General features: G+C 43.6%; 38 protein-coding genes. 36 read left to right on the top strand and 2 right to left on the bottom strand.

Annotated elements, in window-relative coordinates; genetic code table 11:
- Positions 1 to 41 precede the first annotated feature (41 nt).
- The 10 genes from GKG41_RS03805 (at position 42) to GKG41_RS03850 (ending at position 6,925) form a co-directional block, all read left to right on the top strand.
- Complete coding sequence (locus tag GKG41_RS03805; RefSeq protein ID WP_154257213.1) at positions 42 to 656, top strand: stage V sporulation protein AA; 615 nt, start codon at positions 42 to 44, stop codon at positions 654 to 656.
- On the top strand, positions 657 to 1,076 hold the full coding sequence (locus GKG41_RS03810; RefSeq protein ID WP_072849265.1) for a stage V sporulation protein AB: 420 nt from the start codon (positions 657 to 659) through the stop codon (positions 1,074 to 1,076).
- 36 nt (positions 1,077 to 1,112) lie between these two features.
- Positions 1,113 to 1,580: a SpoVA/SpoVAEb family sporulation membrane protein gene (locus tag GKG41_RS03815; RefSeq protein WP_154257215.1), complete on the top strand. Its 468-nt coding sequence runs from the start codon at positions 1,113 to 1,115 to the stop codon at positions 1,578 to 1,580.
- Between the two features lie 14 nt (positions 1,581 to 1,594).
- Positions 1,595 to 2,605, top strand: a complete 1,011-nt coding sequence (locus GKG41_RS03820; protein ID WP_154257217.1) for a stage V sporulation protein AD — start codon at positions 1,595 to 1,597, stop codon at positions 2,603 to 2,605.
- A 38-nt stretch (positions 2,606 to 2,643) separates the two neighbouring features.
- Positions 2,644 to 3,000 carry a stage V sporulation protein AE gene (gene spoVAE / locus GKG41_RS03825; RefSeq protein ID WP_072849261.1) on the top strand — a complete coding sequence of 119 codons (357 nt, stop codon included), beginning with the start codon at positions 2,644 to 2,646 and terminating at the stop codon, positions 2,998 to 3,000.
- Positions 3,001 to 3,120: 120 nt separating this feature from the next.
- Positions 3,121 to 3,861, top strand: a complete 741-nt coding sequence (locus GKG41_RS03830) for a tRNA threonylcarbamoyladenosine dehydratase (RefSeq protein ID WP_154257219.1) — start codon at positions 3,121 to 3,123, stop codon at positions 3,859 to 3,861.
- Positions 3,862 to 3,888: 27 nt separating this feature from the next.
- Positions 3,889 to 4,800, top strand: coding sequence for a UDP-N-acetylmuramate dehydrogenase (gene murB / locus GKG41_RS03835; protein WP_154257221.1), 912 nt, complete (start codon positions 3,889 to 3,891; stop codon positions 4,798 to 4,800).
- Positions 4,801 to 4,815: 15 nt separating this feature from the next.
- Positions 4,816 to 5,697 carry an RNase adapter RapZ gene (gene rapZ, locus GKG41_RS03840; protein WP_154257222.1) on the top strand — a complete coding sequence of 294 codons (882 nt, stop codon included), beginning with the start codon at positions 4,816 to 4,818 and terminating at the stop codon, positions 5,695 to 5,697.
- A gap of 14 nt (positions 5,698 to 5,711) precedes the next feature.
- Complete coding sequence (gene whiA / locus GKG41_RS03845) at positions 5,712 to 6,668, top strand: DNA-binding protein WhiA (protein WP_154257426.1); 957 nt, start codon at positions 5,712 to 5,714, stop codon at positions 6,666 to 6,668.
- A 2-nt stretch (positions 6,669 to 6,670) separates the two neighbouring features.
- Positions 6,671 to 6,925: an HPr family phosphocarrier protein gene (locus GKG41_RS03850; RefSeq protein ID WP_072849255.1), complete on the top strand. Its 255-nt coding sequence runs from the start codon at positions 6,671 to 6,673 to the stop codon at positions 6,923 to 6,925.
- Positions 6,926 to 7,027: 102 nt separating this feature from the next.
- Here the strand turns inward: GKG41_RS03850 and GKG41_RS03855 are convergent, their stop codons facing one another.
- Complete coding sequence (locus GKG41_RS03855) at positions 7,028 to 7,912, bottom strand: AraC family transcriptional regulator (protein ID WP_154257224.1); 885 nt, start codon at positions 7,910 to 7,912, stop codon at positions 7,028 to 7,030.
- Between the two features lie 224 nt (positions 7,913 to 8,136).
- Between GKG41_RS03855 and GKG41_RS03860 the strand changes: the two genes are divergently transcribed.
- The gene (locus GKG41_RS03860) at positions 8,137 to 9,153 is read left to right on the top strand and encodes an alcohol dehydrogenase catalytic domain-containing protein (RefSeq protein ID WP_173015492.1); all 1,017 of its coding nucleotides are present in this window, start codon (positions 8,137 to 8,139) and stop codon (positions 9,151 to 9,153) included.
- A gap of 12 nt (positions 9,154 to 9,165) precedes the next feature.
- On the top strand, positions 9,166 to 10,554 hold the full coding sequence (locus GKG41_RS03865; protein ID WP_154257228.1) for a glycoside-pentoside-hexuronide (GPH):cation symporter: 1,389 nt from the start codon (positions 9,166 to 9,168) through the stop codon (positions 10,552 to 10,554).
- 64 nt (positions 10,555 to 10,618) lie between these two features.
- Here GKG41_RS03865 and GKG41_RS03870 read toward each other — a convergent pair whose 3' ends face one another.
- Positions 10,619 to 11,371 (bottom strand): GNAT family N-acetyltransferase, encoded by a 753-nt coding sequence (locus GKG41_RS03870; RefSeq protein ID WP_154257230.1) that lies wholly within the window; start codon positions 11,369 to 11,371, stop codon positions 10,619 to 10,621.
- 158 nt (positions 11,372 to 11,529) lie between these two features.
- Here GKG41_RS03870 and GKG41_RS03875 point away from each other — a divergent pair, with 158 nt between their 5' ends.
- From GKG41_RS03875 to secY, 24 genes are all read left to right on the top strand, one after another.
- A complete protein-coding gene (locus GKG41_RS03875; RefSeq protein ID WP_154257232.1) occupies positions 11,530 to 12,918 on the top strand; it encodes an aminopeptidase in 1,389 nt (462 codons plus the stop codon).
- 118 nt (positions 12,919 to 13,036) lie between these two features.
- Positions 13,037 to 14,131 carry a hypothetical protein gene (locus tag GKG41_RS03880; protein WP_154257234.1) on the top strand — a complete coding sequence of 365 codons (1,095 nt, stop codon included), beginning with the start codon at positions 13,037 to 13,039 and terminating at the stop codon, positions 14,129 to 14,131.
- 424 nt (positions 14,132 to 14,555) lie between these two features.
- Positions 14,556 to 14,873, top strand: coding sequence for a 30S ribosomal protein S10 (gene rpsJ / locus GKG41_RS03885; protein WP_072849244.1), 318 nt, complete (start codon positions 14,556 to 14,558; stop codon positions 14,871 to 14,873).
- 205 nt (positions 14,874 to 15,078) lie between these two features.
- Positions 15,079 to 15,714, top strand: coding sequence for a 50S ribosomal protein L3 (gene rplC, locus GKG41_RS03890; RefSeq protein WP_072849243.1), 636 nt, complete (start codon positions 15,079 to 15,081; stop codon positions 15,712 to 15,714).
- Between the two features lie 29 nt (positions 15,715 to 15,743).
- On the top strand, positions 15,744 to 16,364 hold the full coding sequence (gene rplD / locus GKG41_RS03895; RefSeq protein WP_154257236.1) for a 50S ribosomal protein L4: 621 nt from the start codon (positions 15,744 to 15,746) through the stop codon (positions 16,362 to 16,364).
- Positions 16,364 to 16,663, top strand: coding sequence for a 50S ribosomal protein L23 (rplW, locus tag GKG41_RS03900; RefSeq protein WP_072849240.1), 300 nt, complete (start codon positions 16,364 to 16,366; stop codon positions 16,661 to 16,663). The genes rplD and rplW overlap by 1 nt, the downstream gene beginning before the upstream one ends.
- 111 nt (positions 16,664 to 16,774) lie before the next feature.
- Complete coding sequence (rplB, locus tag GKG41_RS03905) at positions 16,775 to 17,620, top strand: 50S ribosomal protein L2 (RefSeq protein ID WP_154257237.1); 846 nt, start codon at positions 16,775 to 16,777, stop codon at positions 17,618 to 17,620.
- A gap of 15 nt (positions 17,621 to 17,635) precedes the next feature.
- Positions 17,636 to 17,917, top strand: a complete 282-nt coding sequence (gene rpsS, locus GKG41_RS03910) for a 30S ribosomal protein S19 (RefSeq protein ID WP_154257239.1) — start codon at positions 17,636 to 17,638, stop codon at positions 17,915 to 17,917.
- Between the two features lie 31 nt (positions 17,918 to 17,948).
- Positions 17,949 to 18,335 carry a 50S ribosomal protein L22 gene (rplV, locus tag GKG41_RS03915; protein ID WP_154257241.1) on the top strand — a complete coding sequence of 129 codons (387 nt, stop codon included), beginning with the start codon at positions 17,949 to 17,951 and terminating at the stop codon, positions 18,333 to 18,335.
- 11 nt (positions 18,336 to 18,346) lie between these two features.
- A complete protein-coding gene (rpsC, locus tag GKG41_RS03920) occupies positions 18,347 to 19,003 on the top strand; it encodes a 30S ribosomal protein S3 (protein WP_154257243.1) in 657 nt (218 codons plus the stop codon).
- Between the two features lie 2 nt (positions 19,004 to 19,005).
- Positions 19,006 to 19,443, top strand: coding sequence for a 50S ribosomal protein L16 (gene rplP, locus GKG41_RS03925; protein WP_072849233.1), 438 nt, complete (start codon positions 19,006 to 19,008; stop codon positions 19,441 to 19,443).
- Positions 19,433 to 19,642: a 50S ribosomal protein L29 gene (gene rpmC, locus GKG41_RS03930; RefSeq protein WP_072849232.1), complete on the top strand. Its 210-nt coding sequence runs from the start codon at positions 19,433 to 19,435 to the stop codon at positions 19,640 to 19,642. The genes rplP and rpmC overlap by 11 nt, the downstream gene beginning before the upstream one ends.
- An 18-nt stretch (positions 19,643 to 19,660) precedes the next feature.
- Positions 19,661 to 19,918 (top strand): 30S ribosomal protein S17, encoded by a 258-nt coding sequence (rpsQ, locus tag GKG41_RS03935; RefSeq protein WP_072849231.1) that lies wholly within the window; start codon positions 19,661 to 19,663, stop codon positions 19,916 to 19,918.
- Between the two features lie 44 nt (positions 19,919 to 19,962).
- The gene (gene rplN, locus GKG41_RS03940; protein WP_072849229.1) at positions 19,963 to 20,331 is read left to right on the top strand and encodes a 50S ribosomal protein L14; all 369 of its coding nucleotides are present in this window, start codon (positions 19,963 to 19,965) and stop codon (positions 20,329 to 20,331) included.
- 11 nt (positions 20,332 to 20,342) lie between these two features.
- Positions 20,343 to 20,654, top strand: coding sequence for a 50S ribosomal protein L24 (gene rplX / locus GKG41_RS03945; RefSeq protein ID WP_072849228.1), 312 nt, complete (start codon positions 20,343 to 20,345; stop codon positions 20,652 to 20,654).
- A 22-nt stretch (positions 20,655 to 20,676) separates the two neighbouring features.
- Positions 20,677 to 21,216 carry a 50S ribosomal protein L5 gene (gene rplE, locus GKG41_RS03950; RefSeq protein ID WP_072849227.1) on the top strand — a complete coding sequence of 180 codons (540 nt, stop codon included), beginning with the start codon at positions 20,677 to 20,679 and terminating at the stop codon, positions 21,214 to 21,216.
- Positions 21,217 to 21,233: 17 nt separating this feature from the next.
- Positions 21,234 to 21,419 (top strand): type Z 30S ribosomal protein S14, encoded by a 186-nt coding sequence (locus GKG41_RS03955; RefSeq protein WP_072849226.1) that lies wholly within the window; start codon positions 21,234 to 21,236, stop codon positions 21,417 to 21,419.
- 43 nt (positions 21,420 to 21,462) lie between these two features.
- Positions 21,463 to 21,864 (top strand): 30S ribosomal protein S8, encoded by a 402-nt coding sequence (rpsH, locus tag GKG41_RS03960; RefSeq protein ID WP_154257245.1) that lies wholly within the window; start codon positions 21,463 to 21,465, stop codon positions 21,862 to 21,864.
- A gap of 283 nt (positions 21,865 to 22,147) precedes the next feature.
- On the top strand, positions 22,148 to 22,687 hold the full coding sequence (rplF, locus tag GKG41_RS03965; RefSeq protein WP_072849221.1) for a 50S ribosomal protein L6: 540 nt from the start codon (positions 22,148 to 22,150) through the stop codon (positions 22,685 to 22,687).
- A 17-nt stretch (positions 22,688 to 22,704) separates the two neighbouring features.
- Entirely contained in the window at positions 22,705 to 23,073 is a 369-nt protein-coding gene (gene rplR / locus GKG41_RS03970; protein WP_072849219.1) for a 50S ribosomal protein L18, read from the top strand.
- Between the two features lie 19 nt (positions 23,074 to 23,092).
- Positions 23,093 to 23,602: a 30S ribosomal protein S5 gene (gene rpsE, locus GKG41_RS03975; protein ID WP_072849217.1), complete on the top strand. Its 510-nt coding sequence runs from the start codon at positions 23,093 to 23,095 to the stop codon at positions 23,600 to 23,602.
- Between the two features lie 13 nt (positions 23,603 to 23,615).
- Entirely contained in the window at positions 23,616 to 23,798 is a 183-nt protein-coding gene (gene rpmD, locus GKG41_RS03980; protein WP_072849215.1) for a 50S ribosomal protein L30, read from the top strand.
- A 22-nt stretch (positions 23,799 to 23,820) separates the two neighbouring features.
- Positions 23,821 to 24,261, top strand: coding sequence for a 50S ribosomal protein L15 (gene rplO / locus GKG41_RS03985; protein WP_072849213.1), 441 nt, complete (start codon positions 23,821 to 23,823; stop codon positions 24,259 to 24,261).
- Complete coding sequence (secY, locus tag GKG41_RS03990; protein ID WP_154257247.1) at positions 24,261 to 25,574, top strand: preprotein translocase subunit SecY; 1,314 nt, start codon at positions 24,261 to 24,263, stop codon at positions 25,572 to 25,574. The genes rplO and secY overlap by 1 nt, the downstream gene beginning before the upstream one ends.
- The last annotated feature ends 78 nt before the right edge of the window (positions 25,575 to 25,652 follow it).

Below are 25,652 nucleotides of genomic sequence, written 5' to 3' on the forward strand. Positions count from 1 at the left end.
CATACTACATGGAAGAAAAGTACCTGTAAGGGAGTGAAATAATGAGTGACACTTTATATATTCAAACTGAAAAAAATGTAGAGGTACACAGCCCGGATGTATATCTGCAGGATGTGGCAAAACTCTCCTGCTGCAACAGCAGTGTGCTCAACAGGAATAAGGTCAGAAAAATTTTTACCATACCGCAGGATAAGCCGGGCAGATATGTTGTTTCTGCCATGGATCTGATTGACGAGATACAGAAAAAAGAACAGAGCGTGGATGTGAACCACATCGGGGAGCCTAATTTTGTAATTACCTATGAGACTCAGAAACACAAACATGTGGCCTACAGCTGGTTTAAAACCGTATTAGTAAGCCTGGTGACCTTTGTGGGCGCGGCCTTCTCCATTATGACCTTTAATACGGATGTGGATACCTCGGGGCTGTTTTTCCATATTTATAAACAGTTCACCGGCAACATCTCCGATGGATATACGATCCTGGAGCTTACCTATTCTATCGGAATCGGCCTTGGGGTTATCTTCTTCTTCAACCATTTCGGAGGCAAACGACTGACGCAGGATCCCACGCCTATGGAAGTGGAGATGCGCCTCTATGAAGACGATATTGATACTACGATCATTGAGCAGGCAGAGCGAAAGGAGAATCAGTAAATGTGGTTAGTATCTCAGATTGCAGTTGGAGCCATCGGACTTGCAGGGGGGATGGTAGTGGCAAGCGGTCTGGCAGCTCTTATGATTGGGTTGGGGATTATTCCCAGGTATGCGGGGATTACTCACACAGGGGACAGGATACTGCTGTATGAGACCTGTACCATGCTGGGGACTATTTTCGGCAACCTCTTTTATCTTTACCGTTGGGAGCTGCCTGTGGGGACTATAGGGCTCTGTATTGTAGGACTGCTCTTTGGTATCTTTCTGGGCAGCTGGGTGATTGCACTGGGAGAAGTGGTTAATATATTCGCAATCATGGCCAGAAGAGTGGGACTGACCAAAGGCATCGGGCTGGTAATTGTGTCCATGGCAGCCGGAAAAATAATAGGCTCCATCCTTTTCTTTTTCTATGGATGGTAGAGAACTATATAAATCAGCGAGAAAGGACTTAAAACTATGGTTGATATAGCAAAAGAAAAAAAACAAAAAGAATATGAAAAGTATGTAAAAAAGGTAACACCAACCCACAGTCTCCCCCTAAATATGGCAAAGGCATTTCTAATCGGGGGGATCATCTGTACTCTGGGACAGGGCATACTCAATTTTGCACAGAGCCAGGGCCTGGATCAGGAGACAGCGGGAGCCTGGTGCTCTCTGATTCTGGTGCTCCTGAGTGTTCTGTTAACAGGGCTTAATGTATATGGAAAAATAGTAAAATTCGGAGGAGCAGGGGCTTTGGTACCCATTACAGGATTCGCTAATTCTGTGGCAGCCCCCGCCATTGAATATCAGAAGGAAGGGCAGGTCTTTGGCATTGGTTGCAAGATCTTTACAATTGCAGGCCCTGTAATTCTTTATGGGATATTTACCAGCTGGATTCTGGGACTGGCCTACTGGATATTAAAGACAGCAGGGATTGCATAGAGAGGAGAAGCAAAATGGATCAGACAAAAGGAAAACAGAGTATAGAGTTTCAGGAGGGAGTGCACATTCTCAGCGGAGCTTCTATAGTAGGAAAGAAAGAGGGGGAAGGTCCTCTGGGTTCTTGCTTTGATTTGATTGGGGAGGATCCAATGTTTGGATGTAAGACATGGGAGGATGCTGAGAGTACCCTTCAGAAGGAAACAGCACAGCTGGCCATAGGGAAAGCACAGCTGGAAAAGTGGCAGATTCGCACCATCTTTGCCGGGGATCTTCTGGCGCAGTCGATTGCGTCCTCCTTTGGCATTATGGATCTGGAGATACCTGTCTACGGCCTGTACGGTGCCTGTTCTACCATGGGGGAAGCGCTCTCTTTGGGGGCTATGGCAGTATCCGGAGGGTTCGGAGAGTATGTACTCTCCATTACATCCAGCCATTTCGGAAGTGCAGAAAAAGAATTCCGGTTTCCGCTGGAATATGGGAATCAGCGTCCCCTTTCCGCTACCTGGACAGTAACCGGAAGCGGCGCTTGTGTGCTGGGAAAGAAGGGGGGGAAAGCCAGAATTACTGGTTTGACCACGGGAAAAATTATGGACTACGGACTGAAGGACTCTCTGAATATGGGAGCTTGTATGGCTCCGGCAGCCTGTGACACTATTTATCAGAATTTTATGGACTTCAACAGAAGCCCTGAAGACTATGATCGCATTATTACCGGGGATCTCGGTGAGGTAGGGCAGCGAATCCTGTTTGATCTGATGGCGGAGAAAGGCTTTGATATTAAAAAGCAGCATATGGACTGCGGAATTGAAATTTTTGACAATGCAACTCAGGATACCCACGCTGGGGGAAGCGGATGCGGATGTTCTGCGGCCACCTTTGCCTCCTACATTCTGCCAAAACTGGAAAAGGGAGAGTGGAAGCGGATTCTCTTTGTGCCAACGGGTGCGCTGCTCTCAAAGGTGAGTTTCAATGAAGGACAGAGTGTTCCGGGGATTGCTCAGGCAGTTGTGGTGGAGCATTGTTAACAGATACAAAGTACTAAATTGTGAGAAGGAGAAATATTATGGATTATATCAATGCATTCTGGGTAGGAGGTTTAATCTGTGCGCTGGTGCAGATTCTGCTGGATAAAACCAAAATGCTTCCCGGAAGAGTAATGGTACTTCTGGTGTGCACCGGAGCCGTTCTGGGGGCTGTGGGAATCTACGAACCATTTTTAAAATTTGCCGGAGGAGGAGCCAGCGTACCGCTGCTTGGCTTTGGAAATGTACTCTGGAAAGGAGTGGAGAAAGCCGTCACAGAAAAAGGCTTTCTGGGAATTTTTATGGGCGGTTTTACTGCAAGTGCAGTAGGAATCAGTGCTGCCCTTGTCTTTGGATATCTGGCCAGTCTGATCTTTAAGCCGAAAATGAAGGACTAAAAATTACCAGAGGAAAAAAGCATGTACTTTTCCCGGTTAAAATAGTATAATGTCGATATATATAGACATTATACTATTGCCTGGAGAACAGGTGAGAGGAAAATAGGAGGAATGACACTTATGTTGCATGCGTTTTCCAGAACAGAATCTCTGATAGGAGAAAAAGGGCTGGACACCTTACTGCGGTCTAAAGTTGCCGTCTTCGGAATCGGGGGCGTTGGTTCCTATGTGGTGGAAGCACTTGCCAGAAGCGGGGTCGGTAATCTTACGCTGGTTGACAACGATGAGGTAGCGGTTACCAATATCAATCGTCAGCTGATTGCTCTTCGCTCAACGATAGGAAAATCCAAGACACAGGTAGCAAAAGACAGGATCATGGATATTAATCAGGATGCTGTGGTTCACACCTACGATACGTTCTACAGTGCCAGAACAGCAGATCTTTTTGATTTTAGTACGTTTGACTATGTGGTAGACGCCATTGATACGGTATCGTCCAAGATCCTGCTCATTGAGAAAGCGAAAGAAGCGCAGGTTCCTATTATCTCATCTATGGGAACGGGGAATAAACTGGACCCGTCCAAATTCCAGATCACAGATATTTCCAAGACGAGCGTCTGCCCATTGGCAAAGGTTATGCGTCTGGAGCTGAAAAAAAGAAAAATAAAGAAAGTTAAGGTGCTTTTTTCCACCGAGCTGCCTCAGAAGGACAGGAGGAAGAGGGGAGAACCACAGGAGACAAAAGGAAACACGAATCACCCCGTGCCGGGAAGTATCTCTTTTGTGCCCAGCGTGGCGGGCCTTTTGATTGCAGGGGAAGTGATTCGTGACTTGCTGAAGGAAAAAGAGCAGAATAAATAAAGACAGAGGGAAGCAGAGGTTAGACAGTTGAAGGAAAATATAGTAAATGAATTTTGCAGCATAGTAGGAAGCGATAACGTTTGGACGGATGAGCCTATGTGTAATCATACCACCTTCCGAATCGGAGGACCGGCGGATTACTATCTTTGCCCCCACTCCATTGAAGAGATACAAAGGATATTACATACCTGCCAGGAGGCGGAGGTGCCCTATTTTATTCTTGGGAACGGAAGCAATCTGCTGGTGAGTGATAAAGGCTACCGGGGAGCAATCATCCAAATCTACCGGAACCTGAGTGATATTCTGGTGGAAGGCACTCTGCTCACAGTAAAGGCGGGAGCACTGCTTTCCCAGGTCGCCAGAAAAGCTATGGAATATGGTCTTACGGGATTTGAATTCGCAGGAGGGATCCCCGGCACATTGGGGGGAGCGGTTGTGATGAACGCAGGCGCCTATGGAGGAGAGATGAAAGATGTCCTTCAGGAGGTGGTAGTGATGACCAATGAGGGAGAGGTATGCTGCCTGAAAGCGGAGGATTTGAAGCTTGGTTACCGGACCAGTATCATCAAAGAATCTGGATATATTGTTCTTGAGGCGGCCATCAGGCTGATGCCGGGGGAAAAAGAAAAAATCAGGGAAAGAATGAACGAGCTGCGTGACAGAAGGGTAAGCAAGCAGCCTTTGGAATATCCCAGTGCAGGCAGTACCTTCAAACGTCCCCAGGGATATTTTGCAGGGAAGCTTATCATGGATGCCGGACTGAGAGGGTTTGCAGTGGGAAATGCTCAGGTTTCTGATAAACACTGCGGTTTTGTGATTAATAATGGAAATGCCACAGCAGAAGAGGTGAGGGAGCTCATCCGTCAGATCGTTGAGAGAGTTTATGAGAATTCGAATGTAACCCTGGAACCGGAAGTAAAGTTTTTGGGAGAATTCTGACAGGAGGAGTAAAAGATGCGTTTTGTGATAGTGACTGGAATGTCCGGGGCCGGCAAGAGTACTGCTCTCAAGATGCTTGAGGATGCGGATTATTTCTGTGTAGATAATCTGCCCATCCCATTGATTGAAAAGTTTGCCCAGCTGATGGTTGCCAGCGAAGCCAGTGAGATACAAAAGGTTGCTTTGGGTGTGGATGTCAGAAGCGGCCAGGCATTGGGGGAATTGGAAAAGGTCCTGGAGGGGCTTACTCTGGCAGGGTTCAAGTATGAGATTCTCTTTTTGGATGCAAAGGATTCCGTGCTGGTTAACCGATACAAGGAGACCCGCCGTACCCATCCCCTCGCCGGGAATGGGCGGGTGGATCAGGGCATTGCCAAGGAACGTGTAAGGCTGGAATTTTTGAAGAAGCATGCGGATTATATTATCGATACAAGCTATCTCCTCACCAGGGAACTAAAAGGCGAGATTGACAAGATTTTTGTACAGAACCTGGAGTTTCGAAGCCTTGTGATTACTATACTATCCTTTGGATTCAAATATGGGATACCGGGTGACTCTGACTTGGTGTTTGATGTACGGTTTCTGCCGAATCCCTATTATATCGAGGAGCTTCGGCCCCTTACCGGAAATGATGAACCGGTCAGAGAATACGTTATGGGATTTGACGTGTCCCATGAGTTTTCTGATAAACTAGAGGATATGATACGGTTTTTAATTCCTAATTACATAATGGAAGGAAAAAACCAGCTGGTTATCAGCATTGGCTGTACAGGCGGGAAGCATCGTTCCGTAACTCTGGCCAATGAACTCTACAGAAGGCTTAGTCAGGAGACTGAATTTGCCCTGCGGGTAGAACATAAGGATATTACAAAGGATGCGTTCCGCAAAAAAATATAAGGCAGGTAATGAAGATGTCTTTTTCCGGACAAGTAAAGGAAGAATTATCCAGGCACATCAGTGAAGCCAGACACTGCCAAATCGCTGAGCTGGCCGCAATTATAGGGTTTTGCGGAAGGATTACACCTTCTGGCCAGGATGGATTTCTGCTGACTATGCACACAGAAAATGAATATGTAGCAAGAAAGTACTTTACATTATTGAAAAAAACATTTAATATAGATACTGATATCTGCGTCAGACAGAATCCATCGTTACATAAGAACAACGGTTATACCGTTTTGGTGGGTACGCCGGAGGATACTGTACGTGTACTTCAGGCGGTGAAGATACTGAGTTCGGATATGCAGATAGCACCTCACCATAATCTGGTGAACCAGATGGTAGTTCAAAAAAGCTGTTGCAGACGGGCATTTATCAGAGGTGCGTTTTTGGCATCAGGGTCTCTAAGCGATCCTCAGAAGTTTTATCATTTTGAGATAGTCTGCAACACCAGAGAGAAAGCGGTGCAGATGCAGGAACTGATATGCAGCTTCGGCGTGGATGCTAAAATTGTAGGCAGAAAAAAGTATTTTGTTGTCTACATTAAGGAAGGCGCCCAGATCGTAGAGATTCTGGGGATTATGGAAGCCAATGTTTCTCTCATGGATCTGGAAAATGTGAGAATACTAAAAGAGATGAGAAACAGCGTCAACCGTAAAGTAAATTGTGAAACTGCTAACATAAACAAAACAGTGAGTGCGGCAGTTAAGCAAATAGAGGATATTAAATATATCCAAAAAACCATAGGATTTCATGAGCTCCCGGAGAACCTGGAAGAGATAGCTAACCTAAGGTTAGAATATCCGGAAGCCACCTTAAAGGAACTGGGGATGTTGTTATCACCTCCCGTTGGGAAATCCGGAGTGAACCATAGACTTAGAAAGTTGAGCAGCATGGCAGAAGAGTTGAAAGGACACAAGGAGGAGTAAGTATGATCAGGAAACCAATTACTATCAAAATCTCAAACGGCTTAGAGGCGCGCCCTATTGCATTATTAGTACAGGTTGCGAGTCAGTATGAGAGCAGCATCTACGTAGAGAGTGAAGCAAAAAAGGTCAATGCCAAGAGCATTATGGGAATGATGAGTTTAGGATTGGATTCAGGAGAGTCTGTTACAGTTTCTGTTGAAGGAGCAGACGAAGCAGAAGCTATGGAGAGTATTGAGAAATACTTGAGCAGTAAATAAGATATCGGAGAACAAAACGACTGTCGAATAAGAGCATTCTCGCAGGAATCAAGAGTATTAAACTTGATTCTCCTGCGGGAATGTTTTTTTGTTATTTTCTTGTCACCTCGTTTTTCTGTATTCTGACATAGACATATGTTCCATTTCTTTAAACAGTTTCTGGAGTGACTTTGGAGAGGAAAACCCCACAATATGGGCGATTTCCTCAATCGAGTAATCTGTATTGCACAAATAATCTTTGGCATATTCCATGCGCAGTATGCTTAAAGTCTTGCTGAAGGTGGTTCCGAATAAGGATTGGAATACTCTGTTTACATGTCTGGGGGCAATATTCAAATGTGCTGCTACACTGTCTATGGTGATCTCGTGCTGGTAGTTCATATGGATATACTTGGAAGCCTCCAGTCCTAAGTTGAGTATGCCGTCAGGCTTTTGCTGTGACGATACTTTATCATTAATATGCCGAAGTGCCTGTATAAAAAACTGATAAAATAAAACATTTGTAACAGAAGCCCAGCCAATCCTTTTTTCCTTCATTTCATTCCATATTTGATTCAAAAGCCTGGTGCCATGGAAGGTTTCCCTGGACAGCAGATACTTCTCATGAACGATCAAATCCAGCACTTGCTGGATTTCTTTATATTCCAGAGCTCCAAACAGCGATTTCGAGGATACTTTGGAGACAAAATCGAAGATAATTACAAAATATTCCTTTTTCTCATTTGGTTCATGAAACACATGGTGATTGATATTGGGAGAAAGATAAAGAACCTCTCCGGCAGAAAGGGTCAGTTCCTGCTCCTGTACCAGAACGTGCAGACGGCCGCTTGTTACATAATAAATTTCATAGTATGGGTGATAATGGCGGAATTCTACTGTAGAACTGTTCAGCTTTTCTGCGTATTGAATCATAAAATCGAAATCAGGCATGGTGACAGAGGTTATGTATTTTTGGTATAGATTATCAGGGTTATAGATATTATCCAATCGGAATCACCTCACTGGCATTTTGTTTACAAAATTATGAGTGAATTTTAGCACAAATAAACAATAAAGTAAATATAAATGACAGAAAAGAGACATATTAGAGAAATATATGTCTCTTAGGTCAATTGAATTTAGAAATAATAGCTAATATAATTCATATATCAGAGAAAAATATGTGCACAATGTTCTGCGGAACGGGATGCAGCTATTATGGAGGTATGGAAATGGCTAAAATGAGACAACTATGGTTTGTGGCGGAGAATACAGTAGAGGTGCTGGAGGTAGATATCCCGCCTGTGCTTCCGCGCCAGGTGAAGATTAAGATTGCCTATGCGGCTCTCTGTGCTACAGATGTACATCAGGTTACGATGGGGGTGTTGGATGCGAAACCACCCATGGCGCTGGGGCATGAAGCGGCAGGAATTATTGAGGAAGTTAGTCCGGAAGCGGCTGCCGCGGGTTATCAAGTGGGGGATAAGGTGGCATTATATCCAGTAACCAGCTGCGGTATATGCGAACAGTGCAAAAAAGGTATGCCTCAGTATTGCATTCATTCCCAGACAACCGGTGCATTCGCAGAGTATGTGGTTACCGATATTAGTGCAGTCTTTAAGATTCCTAAGGATGCCGATCTCATGCATTATAGCTTGGTGGAACCGGCAAACTGCACGGTGCGGGCGCTGGACCTTGCACCTATCCGTCACGGGGCAACTGTAGCCATAGCAGGTGTGGGTGGGATTGGATCTATTATGCTGAATATGATTCTCCTCTCAGGAGCATCTAAAGTGACCGCCATTGATCCGGTGGAGGACAAGAGGAGTATGGCGCTGGACATGGGAGCCTTGCATGTGATAGATCCCTTTCATGAAGATGTGGAGGCGAGAGCTATGGAGATAACCGGGGGAGAGGGGTTTGACATGGTTTTTGAGTTCTCGGGCTCTCCGAAGGCAGCCGAAACTCCTTTGAAAATACTGGCTAAATGTGGAACGGCAGTGTATTTTGCGGTATTTCCTCCAACCTTTGAAATGCCTCTGAACTTATATGACTTATACAGGAAGGAAGGCCGGATACAGACTGTATTTACTACAACGTCTATTATGAACAGAACGATAAATCTGATTCCGAGAATGCAGCTGGATAAAATAATTGGAAAAGTAATGCCTCTTAGGGAGGGAGCGGAGGCTTTTGCTCTATTTCATAAATCTATTTATCCTAAAATTCTGCTGGACTGCTCAAATTAGGAGGATGACTGCATGGGTACAAAAACAGAGAATAAAGAAAAACTATCTGCGTTTCGTGTAATTGGCTATGCCTCAGGAGACTTTGCAAACAATTTCAGCTGGGCGCTTGTATCAGGCTATCTGTTGTATTTCTGGACCGATGTTGCGCTTATTCCTGCGGCTCTCTGCGGCACCTTCATGCTTCTATCGAAAGGGATAGATGCTGTCAGCGATCCCATTGTAGGGGCATTGGCAGACCGGACAAAGTCTAAGTGGGGAAGATACCGCCCCTGGATTATATTTGCAGCGGTTCCTATGCTGATTTTCAATATCATGAGTTTTACAGTGTTTCCTTCTGACAATGTAACTGTGCGGGCGGTGTATGCTTTGGCAGTTTATGTGGTTTTAGTAATCGCTTATACCTGTGTCAATATTCCATATTCCGCTATGCCAGCCGCCATAACCAGGGATGACAATGAACGCTCCAAGCTGTCGAGCTGGCGTATGACAGGAGCTTTTATCGCAACCTTGATACTGTCTCAGGGGGTACTGAGGGTTGTTAATTTTGCAGGCAAGGGGGATGAGGCGAAAGGCTATTTTTATGCGGCCATAATCTTTTCTGCCATAGCTTTTCCTATCTATTTATTCTGTTTTAAGACGACAAGAGAGACGGTTGACATTCCCATGACAGAAGAAAAGATGGGCTTAAAAGAATATGTGAGGGTTTTAAAAGGTAACCGTCCGGTATACATATTGATTATATCCTTTGTGTGCTGGGGATTCTACGAGGCAGCGATTGGGGCTGTGAGAATGTACTACTTTAAGTATTATGTAGGAGATGCCAATTTGTTTATGCTGAACTCAAGCCTGATGTTTCTGGGAAGAGTATTTGGAACATATTCTCTGGCTTTTCTGGTAAAAAAAGTTTCCAATAAGAGAACGCTTCCTCTAATTGGGTTTATGGCCAGCGGAATACTAATGGTAATTATGAACTTTCTGCCGGTACATTCTCAGACAGGTCTGAACTTTTATCATTTTATGACATTCCTAACAGGAATTGGCGGGGGGCTTGGCCTTGCTTCCCTTTTTGGAATGGTGCCGGATTGTTCTGAATACACACAATATAAATATCATACCCATGCCATTGGGTTTATCTCAGCGTTTATCAACTTCGCTTTTAAGCTGGGGATGGCATTTTGTACTGCTTTTATAGGATGGATCTTAAGTGCTCTGGGATATATGGCAAATGCAGAGCAGAATACTTCTGTGCTGACTGCCATTAATCTGACAATGAATGGAATCTGCGGTATCCTGCTCATAGGGGCAGCTGTAGCTCTGATTTTCTATGGGATTGATAAAAAGAGCTATGCGGCAATGAGAAGGGAGATAGAAAAGAAAATAGAAGAGAGTCATGAACTATAGAAACTATGGGGAAGGGGTTGTCCTGACAATGTTATTTCGGGACAGCCCCTTGTGTGCTTTTAGATTATTCGGCATCCTTCTGGCGGAACCAGTAAGTATAAAAATCTTCGTATCCTAGAGCAGAATACAGGCGTTTGGCCGGTTCATTGCCCTTTACTACCTGGAGGTATGAGGAGGAGGCTCCCTGACGGATGCCTTCCTGAATGATTGCTGTGCAGATTGCCTGCCCCCAGTGCCTTTTCCGGTACAGCTCTTCTACGTGAATGGCATACAGGCCAATGTATTCCCGGTCCAGTATCCCAAGTCCGGTGGCAGCTATCTGGCCGTCAACTTTGATAGAGGCGGCAATGGTATCTTTAGGGATGGCCCGGTACATAGAGGGAACAATGGAGCGGTGAATGGGGTTGGTGGTTCCTTTCAGGCGGAAAAGCCCCTGGATCCATTCGGCGGGGATATAGTGATCCAAATGCACGTCACAGGACGGAGGGGTGCAGGAAAATTTCTCCAGATCCATAGTCATTACTTCTGTTATATGACTGATGTTGTATCCACTCTCTGCCAGCATCTGGTCAAACGCGCTGTCTACAAGAGGGCTGATCTTAAAGATGGTCGGTGTGCCCCAGTCTTCATAGATACTTTCACAGTAGTTTATCTTTTCCCTCAGGGGGATAGTGGATGGGCCCAGCTGCTCCACACTGTTGGTGCGGTGGGTATAAAAATATGAAAAGCGCAGAATCCAGCTGTCGTATATCTGCATTTGATGAGAAGGCCAGGCATTCAGAGAAAGGTCCTCGATCATTTTTATCTTCCGTTTCATAATAGTTCTCCCTCATTTGATTGTAAGAGCAATTCTATCCACATTATAGAATAGGCGTCGGAAACTGGCAAGTATAATCTTAAGCACTCCGGTTACTTGCGGGAAGGGGGAAAAAAGGATATAATCAGATAATATGAAAGAAAGGCAGGTTATTACATATGGATATTAAGAATGCGTGGATTAAGTATAAGGGGAACGAGCGGGAGAAAGTCATGAACTTTGCGGAGGGCTACAAAAACTTTCTGTCTGCCTGCAAGACAGAGAGAGAATGCGTAGACAGAATCATAGAGGAGGCCAGGGAGCAGGGATATCTGGATCTGGAGGAAGTGATCCGCAGGGGGGCATCTCTCAAATCCGGGGACAAGGTATATGCCAATAACATGGGGAAAGCCCTGGCGCTGTTTCAGATTGGGAAAAAACCTTTGGAGGACGGCATGCGGATTCTGGGAGCTCATATTGATTCTCCCAGACTGGATCTGAAACAGAACCCTCTCTATGAAGAGGGAGAGCAGGCGCTTTGGGAGACACATTATTACGGCGGAGTAAAAAAGTATCAATGGGTTACCCTTCCCATGGCTGTCCATGGGGTTGTGGTGAAAAAGGATGGTACCAGGATAGCGCTGAATATCGGGGAAGGTGATGAGGATCCGGTGGTTGGGATCTCAGATCTGCTTATTCATCTCTCCGGAAAGCAGCTTGCGAAAAAGGGAAATGAGGTAATCGAAGGGGAAGATTTGAATGTTCTTGTGGGCAGCTGCCCGGTTTCTGAGGAAGAAGACGAGGAAAAAGAGCCGGTGAAGGCCCGGGTGCTGCAAATTTTAAAGGAAACCTATGAGATAGAAGAAGAGGATTTCCTGTCAGCAGAAATTGAGATTGTGCCGGCAGGGCGGGCCAGGGACTGCGGCCTGGACAGGAGCATGATTATGGCTTACGGCCATGACGACAGAGTATGCGCCTATCCTTCCTATCAGGCCATGTTCCAGGTGAAGGATCCGGAATATACTTCTGTGTGCCTTCTGGTAGACAAGGAAGAGATTGGGAGCGTAGGGGCAACGGGAATGCAGTCCAGATTTTTTGAAAATATGGTGGCGGAAGTCATGAATGCTGCAGGGGAGTACAGTGAATTGAAGGTTCGCCGGGCTTTGAGCCGCTCCAGGATGCTTTCATCTGATGTGAGCGCTGCATTTGATCCGAATTACCCGCAGGTAATGGAAAAGAAAAATGCTGCTTTTTTGGGAAAAGGAGTAGTTTTTAACAAATATACCGGTTCCCGGGGGAAATCAGGATCCAACGATGCCAATGCAGAATACCTCGGGAGTCTCAGGAAAGTTATGGATGACAATCAGGTAACCTTTCAGACCGCAGAATTGGGGAAAGTAGACCAGGGCGGGGGAGGAACGATAGCCTATATCCTGGCTAATTATAATATGGAAGTGATTGACTGCGGCGTCGCTGTTTTGAATATGCATGCCCCCTGGGAGATTGCAAGCAAGGTGGACATCTATGAGGCATACAGGGGCTATCAGGCATTTCTAAGAGACATGTAATGGATATCGAAAACAGCAGAAAAATGTTGGGAATGGAAGTTTGGGGTGTACAGATTCTCATTTCAATGGTAGTATAATACTGTATGATGCAAAATGAAAACAACGAGGAGAAAAAAACATGTCAAAGTTTCTGAAATTTATAGTAAACCTGATTGTGATATGTGTGGTCCTGGTAGCAGGGATGCTGATTGTTCCGCCTCTTTTAGGGGTGGATACCTTTATGATAGATGATGTGAGTATAGATTCGAACCTTCCTATGGGATCCGTGACTTACGCCAAGAGGGTGAAAAGGGAGAACCTTTCAGCCGGAGACAAGATTATGATCCAGGACGGAAAGCAAATCTATGAATACCAAATCGCGGATATGGATGCCACCGCGGGTTCCTATACTCTGAAGAATCCGCGCAATTCCAAGTCAGAAGATCAGACTGTAGCACTTACTGCCACGGTGGCTAAGCCGGTTTTGACCGTGCCCTTTATCGCTTATGCGGTAATGGCTCTCCAAAGCAAGGAAGGGCTGATTATCATTGGACTTGGTGTTATATTTCTCATTATTCTTTTCGTGCTGGCTGAGCTGTGGAAAAAGGATACGGACGAAGACGATGAGGAAGAGGACTACGAAGATGAGGAGTATGAAGAAGACGAGGAAGATGACGAGGATGAGCCAAAGAGCAGACGCCAGTTAAAAAAAGAAGCTAAGCGGGCTGAAAAAGAGGCGAAGAAAGAAGCCAGGAGGCGCCGCAAAGAGGGCCTGGATGATGAGGATGAGGAAGAAGAACTGCCTCCTCCGGTGAGAAGAAAGCCGGCGGCCCAGCCTCTGACGGAGAAACCGGCTGCTGCATCTGCGGACGCAGTCCTTGAGGAGACACTGGCTTCCATTGCGGCGGGAGTTGCGGGAGTGAAGGAGTCAGAAGTTCCTGTACAGGAGGAGATTGTCTTCCCTCAGAGAGAGGAAGCGGCTGCGGATAACTCCAAAACTATGGTTATGCCCCAGGCAGAAGAACTCAAGGAAGCTGTCGCTGAGAAAGAAGCTGCACCTGAGAGGCCAAAGACAACGAATATGCCGGAGCCAGAACAGCGCAAAGAAAAAATACGTCATACACCTTCTGCTCAGGAATTGCTGAACAAAGCAAGCCGAAGCGGAGAAGAACCAAAAGTGGAGGAAGATAAGGACGCCGGAGTTACACTCCTAGACTATACGGATTTGTTGTAGAGAATACACCCTGCATGGTAACGTGCAGGGTGTTTTGTATGAGTTTCTTCTATATTAAAGGTACGTTTAGAGTGGTTTGCCGGAGACTTTTGACACCTGCAATAATGCTTAAGAGGAACAGTATGAAAAAAATGTATTTTTTGTAAAAAAACTCTTGCAATATTTTGGATTATCCTGTATACTAATTACTGTTGTGACATTGATAGCGATGAAGCGTGAGGTTGCTGCATGAATTGCAGGTTTTCCGTGGAGCGAATGTCAAGTTAAGAAACTGGCGACAAGTCACTGTACAAGTTGAAAATGTCTATCGAATCAGAAGAACAGGTAGAAACTACGTGTGAAACATTTTATGACACACACGGGAATGTGTACAGTCACCGCTTGTCGTACTGCTAATAAGTGCGAAAAGGAGGCGACTTTTTTTATGGCAAGTCAAGTAATGAGAATCACATTAAAAGCTTACGATCATCAGTTAGTGGATGCGTCTGCAGGCAAAATTATCGAAACTGTAAAAAAGACCGGATCAGTAGTGAGTGGACCAGTTCCCCTGCCTACAAAGAAAGAGGTAGTTACAATTCTTAGGGCGGTACACAAATACAAAGATTCCAGAGAGCAGTTCGAACAGAGAACTCACAAGAGACTCATCGATATCATTACACCAACACAGAAAACTGTGGATGCGTTATCTCGTTTAGAGATGCCGGCAGGTGTTTACATTGATATTAAAATGAAACAGAAATAATAGTGAAAGAAATTATCCTACAAGGTTGATATATAAATGAAAACGCCACACGACTAAGTTCAAAAGGACTTCTCTAAGTGTTGCGGCGTACGTTTGCACTAGGTTCGAAAGAACCTCACTAAGTGCTCACAGTATATTAACTTTCTGTCTAGGATGATTGCACAAAACAGTGTAATCCGCTGTAGATTAAACAGGAGGTAAAAAAATGAAGAAAGCAATCTTAGCTACAAAAGTCGGAATGACTCAAATCTTCAACGATGACGGAGTGTTAACTCCGGTAACTGTATTGCAGGCAGGCCCTTGTGTGGTAACCCAGGTTAAAACACAGGAAAACGACGGATACAGCGCAGTACAGGTTGGATTCGGCGACAAAAGAGAAAAGTTAGTCAACAAGCCAATGAAAGGACAGTTTGAGAAAGCGGGAGTTTCCTGCAAGAGATTCGTCAGAGAATTCAAACTGGACGGAGCGGAAGAATATACTTTGGGACAGGAAATTAAAGTTGATGTCTTTGAGGCAGGAGACAAAGTCGATGCCACCGCTACTTCCAAAGGAAAAGGATTCCAGGGCGCAATCAAGAGACACGGACAGTCCCGCGGACCTATGGGCCACGGTTCTAAGTTCCACCGTCATGCAGGTTCCAACGGCGCTGCATCAGATCCCAGCAAGGTGTTCAAGGGCAAAAAAATGCCGGGTCAGATGGGTAACAAAAAGATCACTGTTCAAAATCTGGAAGTTGTAAAAGTAGATGCAGAAAATAATCTGTTATTAGTAAAAGGTGCTGTACCGGGACCTAAAAAATCTTTAGTGACAATCAAGGAAACTGTGAAAACTGTTAAATAAGTTTTTTTCAGGAAAGGAGGAACACACAGATGGCAAACGTATCTGTTTTTAATATGGAAGGCAAAGAAGTTGGAACAATGGATCTGAATGACGCAGTGTTTGGTGTGGAAATAAACGATCACTTAGTGCATTTAGCAGTTGTTCGTCAGCTTGCAAATAATCGTCAGGGAACTCAGAAAGCAAAAACCCGTTCAGAAGTTCGCGGCGGCGGAAGAAAACCATGGAGACAAAAAGGAACTGGTCATGCAAGACAGGGTTCAACCAGATCTCCTCAGTGGACAGGCGGTGGAGTGGTATTTGCTCCCACACCGAGAGACTATGATATGAAGATGAACAAAAAGGAAAGAAGAGCAGCGTTAAAATCAGCTCTTACATCCAGAGTTCAGGAAAATAAACTGATTGTTCTTGATGAACTGAAATTAGATGAAGTAAAGACGAAAGCAATGCAGAATGTATTGAACAACCTGAATGTTTCCAAAGCATTAGTTGTGTTGAACGACAATGACAGCAATGTGGTATTATCCGCAAGAAACATTCCTGATGTAGTAACTGCGTTACCTAATACAATCAATGTATATGATGTATTAAAATATAATACAGTGATTCTTACAAAGGCTGCTGTTGCTTCGATCGAGGAGGTGTACGCATAATGGCAAACATTCAATATTATGATGTAATCCTTAAACCAGTCGTGACTGAAAAGAGTATGAACGCTATGGGAGAAAAGAAATATACTTTCTTAGTACACCCGGAAGCAAATAAGACGATGATCAAAGAAGCTGTTGAGAAAATGTTCGAGGGTACAAAAGTAAAATCTGTTAACACCATGAACAATGACGGCAAAAAGAAAAGACGCGGTATGACCATCGGCCGCACAGCAAAGTCTAAAAAAGCAATTGTTGCTTTGACAGAGGACAGCAAAGATATCGAAATCTTTGAAGGACTTTAAAACTAACGGATAATGATAGAGACAGCGGCTGAGAGAAATTAATCCATTATTCAGTCGCGTAGCAAAACGCTAGGATGCGTTGTAAAACGAGAATCGAAAGGAGAGATAGTAATGGGAATTAAGACCTATAACCCATATACACCTTCCAGAAGACACATGACCAGCTCCGATTTCCAGGAGATTACAAAATCTACACCGGAGAAATCTCTGGTAGTGTCATTGAAAAAGAACGCTGGACGTAACAATCAGGGTAAAATCACAGTAAGACACCGCGGAGGCGGAAGCAGAAGAAAATATAGAATCATCGATTTTAAGAGAAGAAAAGATGATGTACCGGCAACTGTAACAGCAATTGAGTACGATCCCAACAGAACAGCCAATATCGCTTTGATCACCTATGCAGATGGTGAAAAAGCATATATTCTGGCTCCGGATGGATTAAAAGTAGGCATGAAGATTATGAACGGCCCTAACGCAGAAGTAAGAACAGGCAATTGCCTGCCTCTCTCAGAGGTGCCGGTCGGTACAATGATACACAACATTGAGCTGTATCCTGGAAAGGGCGGACAGCTGGTTCGTTCAGCAGGTAATGGCGCACAGTTAATGGCAAAAGAAGGCAAGTACGCAACCCTTCGTCTGCCGTCAGGAGAAATGAGAATGGTTCCAATCATCTGCAGAGCATCTATCGGCGTGGTTGGAAACGGCGAGCACAGCCTTATTAACATTGGTAAAGCTGGACGTAAGCGTAACATGGGTATCAGACCTACTGTCCGCGGTTCTGTTATGAACCCCAATGACCATCCACACGGCGGTGGTGAAGGTAAGACAGGAATCGGCCGTCCGGGCCCATGTACTCCTTGGGGTAAACCTGCTCTTGGCCTTAAGACAAGAAAGAAAAATAAGCAGTCTAATAAATATATCGTAAGAAGAAGAGATGGTAAAGCATTAGCTAAATAAAGGAGGTTAGAACTAATGGCTCGTTCACTGAAAAAAGGACCATTTGCAGACGAAAGCTTACTGAAAAAAGTAGAAGCAATGAATGCTGCAGGTGATAAAACAGTTATTAAAACCTGGTCACGTCGTTCTACAATCTTCCCTCAGTTCGTTGGACACACAATTGCTGTCCACGACGGAAGAAAACATGTGCCGGTATATGTTACAGAAGATATGGTTGGACACAAGCTTGGTGAGTTCGTGGCAACCAGAACCTATAGAGGACATGGAAAAGACGAGAAAAGATCAGGAGTTCGTTAATTATTCGTAGTCGAGAAAGGAGGACTTATCCATGGCAAAAGGACATAGATCCCAGATAAAAAGAGCAAGAAATGCAGTGAAAGATACAAGACCGTCTGCTAAATTATCTTATGCGAGAATGTCAGTACAGAAAGCTTGTTATGTATTAGATGTAATCCGCGGCAAAGATGTTCAGACAGCGCTTGGTATTTTGACATATAATCCAAGATATGCATCCAGCGTAATCAAAAAAATATTAGAATCAGCAATCGCTAATGCTGAGAATAACAACGGAATGAATGTTGAGAATCTTTACGTAGCTGAGTGCTATGCCAACAAAGCACCAACTATGAAGAGAATCAAACCAAGAGCTCAGGGTAGAGCATATAGAATTGAGAAAAGAACAAGTCATATCTCTATCGTATTAGATGAAAGATAAGGAGGGCAAACATGGGACAGAAAGTTAATCCACACGGCCTTAGAGTCGGTGTGATCAAAGACTGGGATTCCAAATGGTATGCAGAAGGCGATTTTGCTGACTATTTAGTAGAAGACTATAATATCAGGACTTTCCTGAAAAAGAAATTATACAGTGCAGGTATCTCTAAGATTGAAATCGAAAGAGCTTCCGACAGAGTAAAGATTATCATTTATACAGCTAAGCCGGGTGTAGTAATCGGCAAGGGCGGATCTGAGATTGAGAAAGTAAAAGCTGAACTTCAGAACTATACAGACAAAAAATTAGTTGTTGATATCAAAGAAGTAAAGAGACCAGACAAAGATGCTCAGTTAGTAGCAGAAAACATTGCATTGCAGTTAGAGAACCGTATCTCTTTCCGCCGTGCTATGAAATCTACTATGTCCAGAACTATGAAGGCTGGAGCAAAGGGAATCAAAACTTCCGTATCCGGACGTCTCGGCGGAGCTGATATGGCCCGTACAGAGTTCTACAGCGAAGGAACCATTCCTCTTCAGACTTTAAGAGCAGATATCGATTATGGCTTCGCTGAGGCAGATACAACCTATGGTAAGGTAGGTGTTAAGGCTTGGATTTATAATGGCGAAGTACTTCCAACTAAAGGAACTAAGGAAGGGAGCGATAAATAATTATGTTAATGCCTAAAAGAGTAAAACGTCGTAAACAATTCCGCGGATCCATGAAAGGAAAAGCATTAAGAGGAAATAAAATCAACTACGGTGAATACGGCCTTGTTGCTACAGAACCATGTTGGATCAAGTCAAACCAGATTGAAGCAGCCCGTGTTGCCATGACTCGTTACATCAAGCGTGGCGGTCAGGTTTGGATTAAGATTTTCCCGGATAAACCAGTAACAGCGAAACCAGCAGAAACACGTATGGGTTCCGGTAAGGGAGCTTTGGAATACTGGGTAGCAGTAGTGAAACCAGGCCGTGTAATGTTCGAAATCGCAGGTGTTTCTGAGGAAACAGCCCGTGAAGCATTACGTCTTGCTATGCACAAGTTACCATGTAAATGTAAAATCGTTTCTCGCGCAGACTTAGAAGGCGGTGATAACAGTGAAAATTAATAAGTATGTAGAAGATTTAAGAACAAAATCAGCTACAGAATTACAGGAAGAATTAGTAGCTGCTAAGAAAGAACTCTTTAATTTGAGATTCCAGAATGCAACGAATCAATTGGACAATACAAGCAGAATCAAAGAGGTTCGTAAAAATATTGCCAGAATCCAGACAGTGATCGCCGAGATGGCTAATGCTGCTGAGTAATCAAAGGAGGCATAAATCGTGGAAGAAAGAAATCTTAGAAAAACACGTACTGGTAAAGTAGTGAGCAATAAGATGGATAAAACTATCGTAGTTGCTATTGAAGACCATGTAAAACATCCTCTTTACAAGAAAATCGTAAAGAGAACCTATAAATTAAAAGCGCATGATGAGAGCAATGTATGCAACATCGGCGATACCGTAAAAGTGATGGAAACAAGACCTTTATCCAAGGATAAGAGATGGAGACTTGTGGAAGTAGTAGAAAAAGTTAAATAATTTGATAGATAATTTACGAAAATTCGTGAAGGAGGAATACCAGCATGATTCAACAGGAAAGTAGACTTAGAGTTGCTGATAACACCGGTGCAAAAGAAATCCTGTGCATCAGAGTTATGGGCGGTTCTACTAGAAGATATGCTAATATCGGCGATGTGATCGTTGCTACTGTCAAAGATGCAACACCAGGTGGAGTTGTGAAAAAAGGCGACGTTGTGAAAGCCGTAGTTGTTCGTACTGTAAAAGGCGCTCGCCGTAAAGATGGTTCTTACATCAAATTTGACGAGAATGCAGCCGTTATTATTAAAGATGATAAAACACCAAGAGGAACTCGTATTTTTGGACCAGTAGCCAGAGAGCTTCGTGAAAAACAGTTTATGAAAATTGTTTCCTTAGCTCCGGAAGTATTATAGGAGGTACTCTAATGTCAACATTTAAGATTAAAACAGGCGATACTGTAAAAGTGATTGCCGGCAAAGATAAAGATAAAGAGGGTAAAGTAATCTCTGTGAATCCTAAAAACAGCACAGTTGTTGTGGAAGGGGTAAACATGATTACGAAGCATGAAAAACCTTCTATGGCCAACCAGCAGGGCGGTATTGTAAACAAAGAAGCACCTATCCAGGTTTCTAACGTAATGTATCTGCACAAAGGTACTCCTACCAGAATCGGTTTCAAGGTAGAGGGCGACAAGAAAGTGCGTATTGCTAAAAAAACCGGAGAGGTTATCGATTAATTAGGAGAGGAGGCCATTCAAAGTGAGCAGACTGAGAGAGATGTACGAAAATGAGATCGTAGATGCTATGGTCAAAAAGTTTGGATATAAAAATGTCATGGAAGTGCCAAAACTCAATAAGATCGTTGTAAATATGGGTGTTGGTGAAGCCAAAGACAATGCAAAGCTGTTAGATGCAGCAGTTGCAGATATGGAACTGGTAACAGGACAGAAAGCAGTTCTGACAAAGGCAAAGAATTCTGTTGCTAACTTCAAAATCAGAGAAGGAATGCCGATCGGTTGTAAAGTAACATTAAGAGGCGAGAAGATGTATGAGTTCGCGGATCGTCTTATCAACCTTGCATTACCGCGTGTACGTGACTTCAGGGGTGTAAACCCTAACGCATTCGACGGAAGAGGTAACTACGCACTGGGTATTAAAGAACAGTTGATTTTCCCTGAAGTGGAATATGATAAAGTCGATAAAGTAAGAGGTATGGATGTTATTTTCGTAACAACTGCTAAGACAGACGAAGAAGCCCGTGAATTATTGACATTATTCAATATGCCGTTTGCAAAATAGAATAGGAGGGAAATTTCATGGCTAAAACAGCAATGAAAATCAAACAGCAGCGTAAACCTAAATTCTCTACAAGAGAATATAACCGTTGCAGAATCTGTGGACGTCCACATGCATACTTAAGAAAATATGGAATCTGCAGAATCTGCTTCCGTGAATTAGCATATAAAGGACAGATTCCTGGAGTGAAAAAGGCAAGCTGGTAGGCAAGCCCCGTAGAAATATAAGGAAGAAGGAGGCAACTTCAAAATGACAATGAGCGATCCAATCGCAGATATGCTTACAAGAATCCGTAATGCAAATACTGCAAAACATGATACCGTCGATGTTCCTGCATCTAAAATGAAACTTGCTATTGCAGATATCCTTGTGAACGAAGGTTACATCGCAAAATATGATATCATCGAAGATGGCAATTTTAAAACAATCCGTATGACATTAAAATACGGTGCAGATAAAAATGAAAAAATCATCACAGGTCTGAAGAGAATTTCCAAACCAGGCTTACGTATCTACGTAGGCAAAGAAGAACTGCCAAAAGTACTTGGCGGCCTGGGAATCGCAATCATCTCTACAAACCAGGGTGTAATCACCGACAGAGAGGCAAGAAAGCGTCAGGTAGGCGGAGAAGTCCTGGCATTTGTCTGGTAGGCTGTGAACACTTAGTGAATGCAAGCCGCAGGCGCAGTATGAACTTAGTGAGAACGCCCGTCGCGAACCTTAGAGAGTCTGAGCCAAAGGCGACAGACGAACTTAGTTGAGCGACGTGTAAATCCATTGCTTCACACTATATTAACAAATATTATCTAGGTTTTTCACATTTAGCCTATATAATAAAAAAGGTGCGGTCAATCCGTACCTAAACAAATCACTGAAAACAGAAGGGAACCACATAAGCGTCCCTTCCGAAAATCTAAGTAAGGAGGAAAATGGTATGTCACGTATCGGAAGACTGCCTGTAGTTGTTCCAGCCGGCGTAGAAGTTAAAATCGCTGAGAACAACGTGGTGACTGTAAAAGGTCCAAAGGGAACACTTGAAAGAGCGTTGCCAGTAGAGATGGAAATTAAGTTAGAGGATGGTCAGGTAATTGTTACAAGACCAAACGATTTGAAGAAAATGAAATCTTTACACGGTTTAACCAGAAGTCTGGTTCAGAACATGGTAACCGGCGTCAGCGAAGGTTACGCTAAGATTCTGGAAGTAAACGGTGTAGGTTATAAAGTTCAGAAACAGGGTAAGAAATTAGTACTGTCCTTAGGCTACTCTCATCCAGTAGAAATGGAAGATCCGGAAGGATTAGAGTCCGTAGTAGATGGAAATAAGATTACTGTTAAGGGTATCGACAAAGAAAAAGTTGGCCAATACGCAGCTGAAATCAGAGACAAGAGAAGACCTGAGCCTTACAAAGGAAAAGGTATTAAGTATGCTGATGAAGTTATCAGACGTAAAGTTGGTAAGACTGGTAAGAAATAATTAAGGAGAGTGTAAAAATGGTTAGTAAAGTATCAAGAGCGAAAGTTCGCGCAAAAAAGCATAGAAGATTACGTAATCATCTAAGTGGTACAGCTGCAACTCCTCGTTTGGCTGTATTCAGAAGCAATAATCATATGTATGCTCAAATTATTGACGATACAGTTGGAAAAACACTGGTTTCCGCTTCTACACTTCAGAAAGATGTGAAAGCAGAGTTAGAGAAAACCAATAACGTTGACGCAGCAGCATATTTAGGAACCGTAATCGGTAAAAAAGCAGTTGAAGCAGGTATTAAGCAGGTTGTCTTTGACAGAGGCGGCTTCATATATCAGGGTAAAATTCAAGCATTAGCAGACGCAGCCAGAGAAGCTGGGTTAGAATTCTAGAAAAGGAGGTCAAGAACACATGAAACATTCTATTATTGATGCTAGTCAATTAGAATTAGAAGAAAAAGTAGTATCAATCAAGCGTGTAACAAAGGTTGTTAAAGGTGGTCGTAACTTCCGTTTCACAGCTTTAGTGGTTGTTGGTGATGGCAATGGCCATGTAGGCGCTGGTTTAGGAAAAGCAACTGAGATTCCTGAAGCAATCCGCAAGGGAAAAGAAGATGCAATGAAAAAATTAGTGACTGTAGCGAGAGACGACAAGGGAAGTATTACACATGACTTCATCGGTAACTTCGGAAGCGCATCCGTATTATTGAAGAGAGCTCCGGAAGGTACTGGTGTTATCGCCGGCGGCCCGGCCCGTGCGGTAATTGAGTTAGCTGGTATTAAAAATATTCGTACCAAGTGCCTGGGATCCAGAAATAAACAGAACGTAGTACTTGCTACCATTGCAGGATTAAGTCAGTTAAAAACTCCGGAAGAAGTTGCAAAACTCCGCGGAAAATCTGTTGACGAGATCTTTGCATAAGGAGGATTAGAAAATGGCAGATAAATTAAGAATCACATTAGTAAAATCCACAATCGGAGCAGTTCCAAAGCACAAAAAAACAGTGGAAGCATTAGGCTTGAGAAAGCTGAACAAAACTGTTGAGATGCCGGACAATGCCGGAGTTCGTGGAATGGTTCAACAAGTAAGACACTTAGTGAAAGTGGAAGAAATTTAATACAGGTTAAGGAGGTGCCATAATGGATTTATCAAGTTTAAAGCCAGCAGAAGGTTCCAGACAGAGCGATAACTTCAGAAGAGGCCGTGGACACGCTTCCGGAAATGGTAAGACAGCCGGTAAAGGCCATAAGGGTCAGAAAGCACGTTCAGGCGCTAAAAGAGTAGGCTTTGAAGGTGGACAGATGCCTTTATATAGAAGAATTCCAAAGAGAGGCTTTACTAATAGAAATACGAAAGATATCGTAGCTATTAATGTAAGCGCTCTGGAAAGATTCGAGGACGGTGCAGAGGTTACTGTGGCTGCTTTATTAGAAAGCGGAGCAATCTCTCATGCGAGGGATGGAGTTAAGATTCTCGGCAACGGGGAGCTGACAAAGAAACTGAACGTAAAAGTAAACGCAGTTAGCGAAGGTGCTAAAGCTAAAATTGAAGCCGCAGGTGGAACAGTAGAGGTGATCTAATGTTAAAGACTCTTCAAAATGCTTTTAAGGTCAAAGATATTAGACGTCGAATCCTTTATGTGTTAATGATGTTAGTTGTGATCCGTATCGGATCACAGCTTCCTATCCCTGGTACAAACCCGGACTTCTTTAAGAATTGGTTTGCACAGCAGTCCGGGGATGCATTCAATTTCTTTGATGCATTTACAGGGGGATCTTTCACCCAGATGTCTATCTTTGCACTGAGTATCACTCCATATATCACATCATCCATCATTATTCAGCTTCTCACCATTGCAATACCGAAGCTGGAGGAGATGCAGAGGGATGGAGAGGACGGAAGGAAGAAATTGACTGCTATCACAAGATATGTGACAGTAGGACTTTCCATATTTCAATCTGTTGCTATGGCAATCGGATTCAAGGGTAACATAATTGATGATTTCAACTTTGTCAATGCAGCTGTAGTAGTGGTATGTTTAACTGCTGGTTCTGCAATGCTTATGTGGATAGGTGAACAGATTACAGAAAAGGGCGTGGGAAATGGTATTTCCATCGTATTGATGATCAACATCGTTTCCAGAATCCCAAGTGACCTTATGAGCTTGTTCGAGAGTTTTGTAAAAGGCAAGACGATTGCCAGAGGTGCGTTAGCTGCAGTGATTATTCTTGCAATTATTTTGGTAGTAATCGTGTTGGTGCTAATCCTGAATGGCGGAGAGCGCAAGATTCCGGTACAGTATTCCAAGAAAATGCAGGGAAGGAAGATGGTGGGCGGCCAGTCTACGTTTATTCCCTTAAAGGTAAATACATCTGGTGTTATACCGATTATCTTTGCATCCTCGCTGATGTCTTTCCCCACAATTATTGCAGCTTTCCTTGGGAAAACCAATGGTACGGGAATTGGCAGCCAGATTATGAAGGCTCTTACATCCAACAACTGGTGTAATCCAAGTCAGCCTGTGTACAGTTTGGGATTATTGCTGTATATAGTTTTAGTAATCTTTTTTGCTTACTTCTATACATCTATTACTTTCAATCCATTGGAAATAGCAGATAATATGAAGAAGCAGGGCGGATTTATCCCGGGTATTCGTCCCGGCAAGCCGACCACAGAATATCTGAATAAAATCCTGAATTATATTATTTTTATCGGGGCAACCGGATTGATTATCGTAGCCGTTATCCCTATCTTCTTTAACGGTGTGTTCGGTGCCAATGTTTCCTTTGGAGGAACGTCTATCATTATCGTTGTAGGTGTTGTTCTTGAGACAATTAAGCAGGTCGAGTCCATGATGCTGGTACGTAATTACAAGGGATTCTTAAACGATTAGAAACAGACGCGGGATTTCATATATGGTGTACCCACATTTTCGTGGGTGCACTAAAATGCTATTGAGACTTAATTTTAG

Origin of the sequence: Lactonifactor sp. BIOML-A5 (assembly GCF_009677585.1) — a bacterium.
GTDB lineage: Bacteria > Bacillota > Clostridia > Lachnospirales > Lachnospiraceae > Lactonifactor.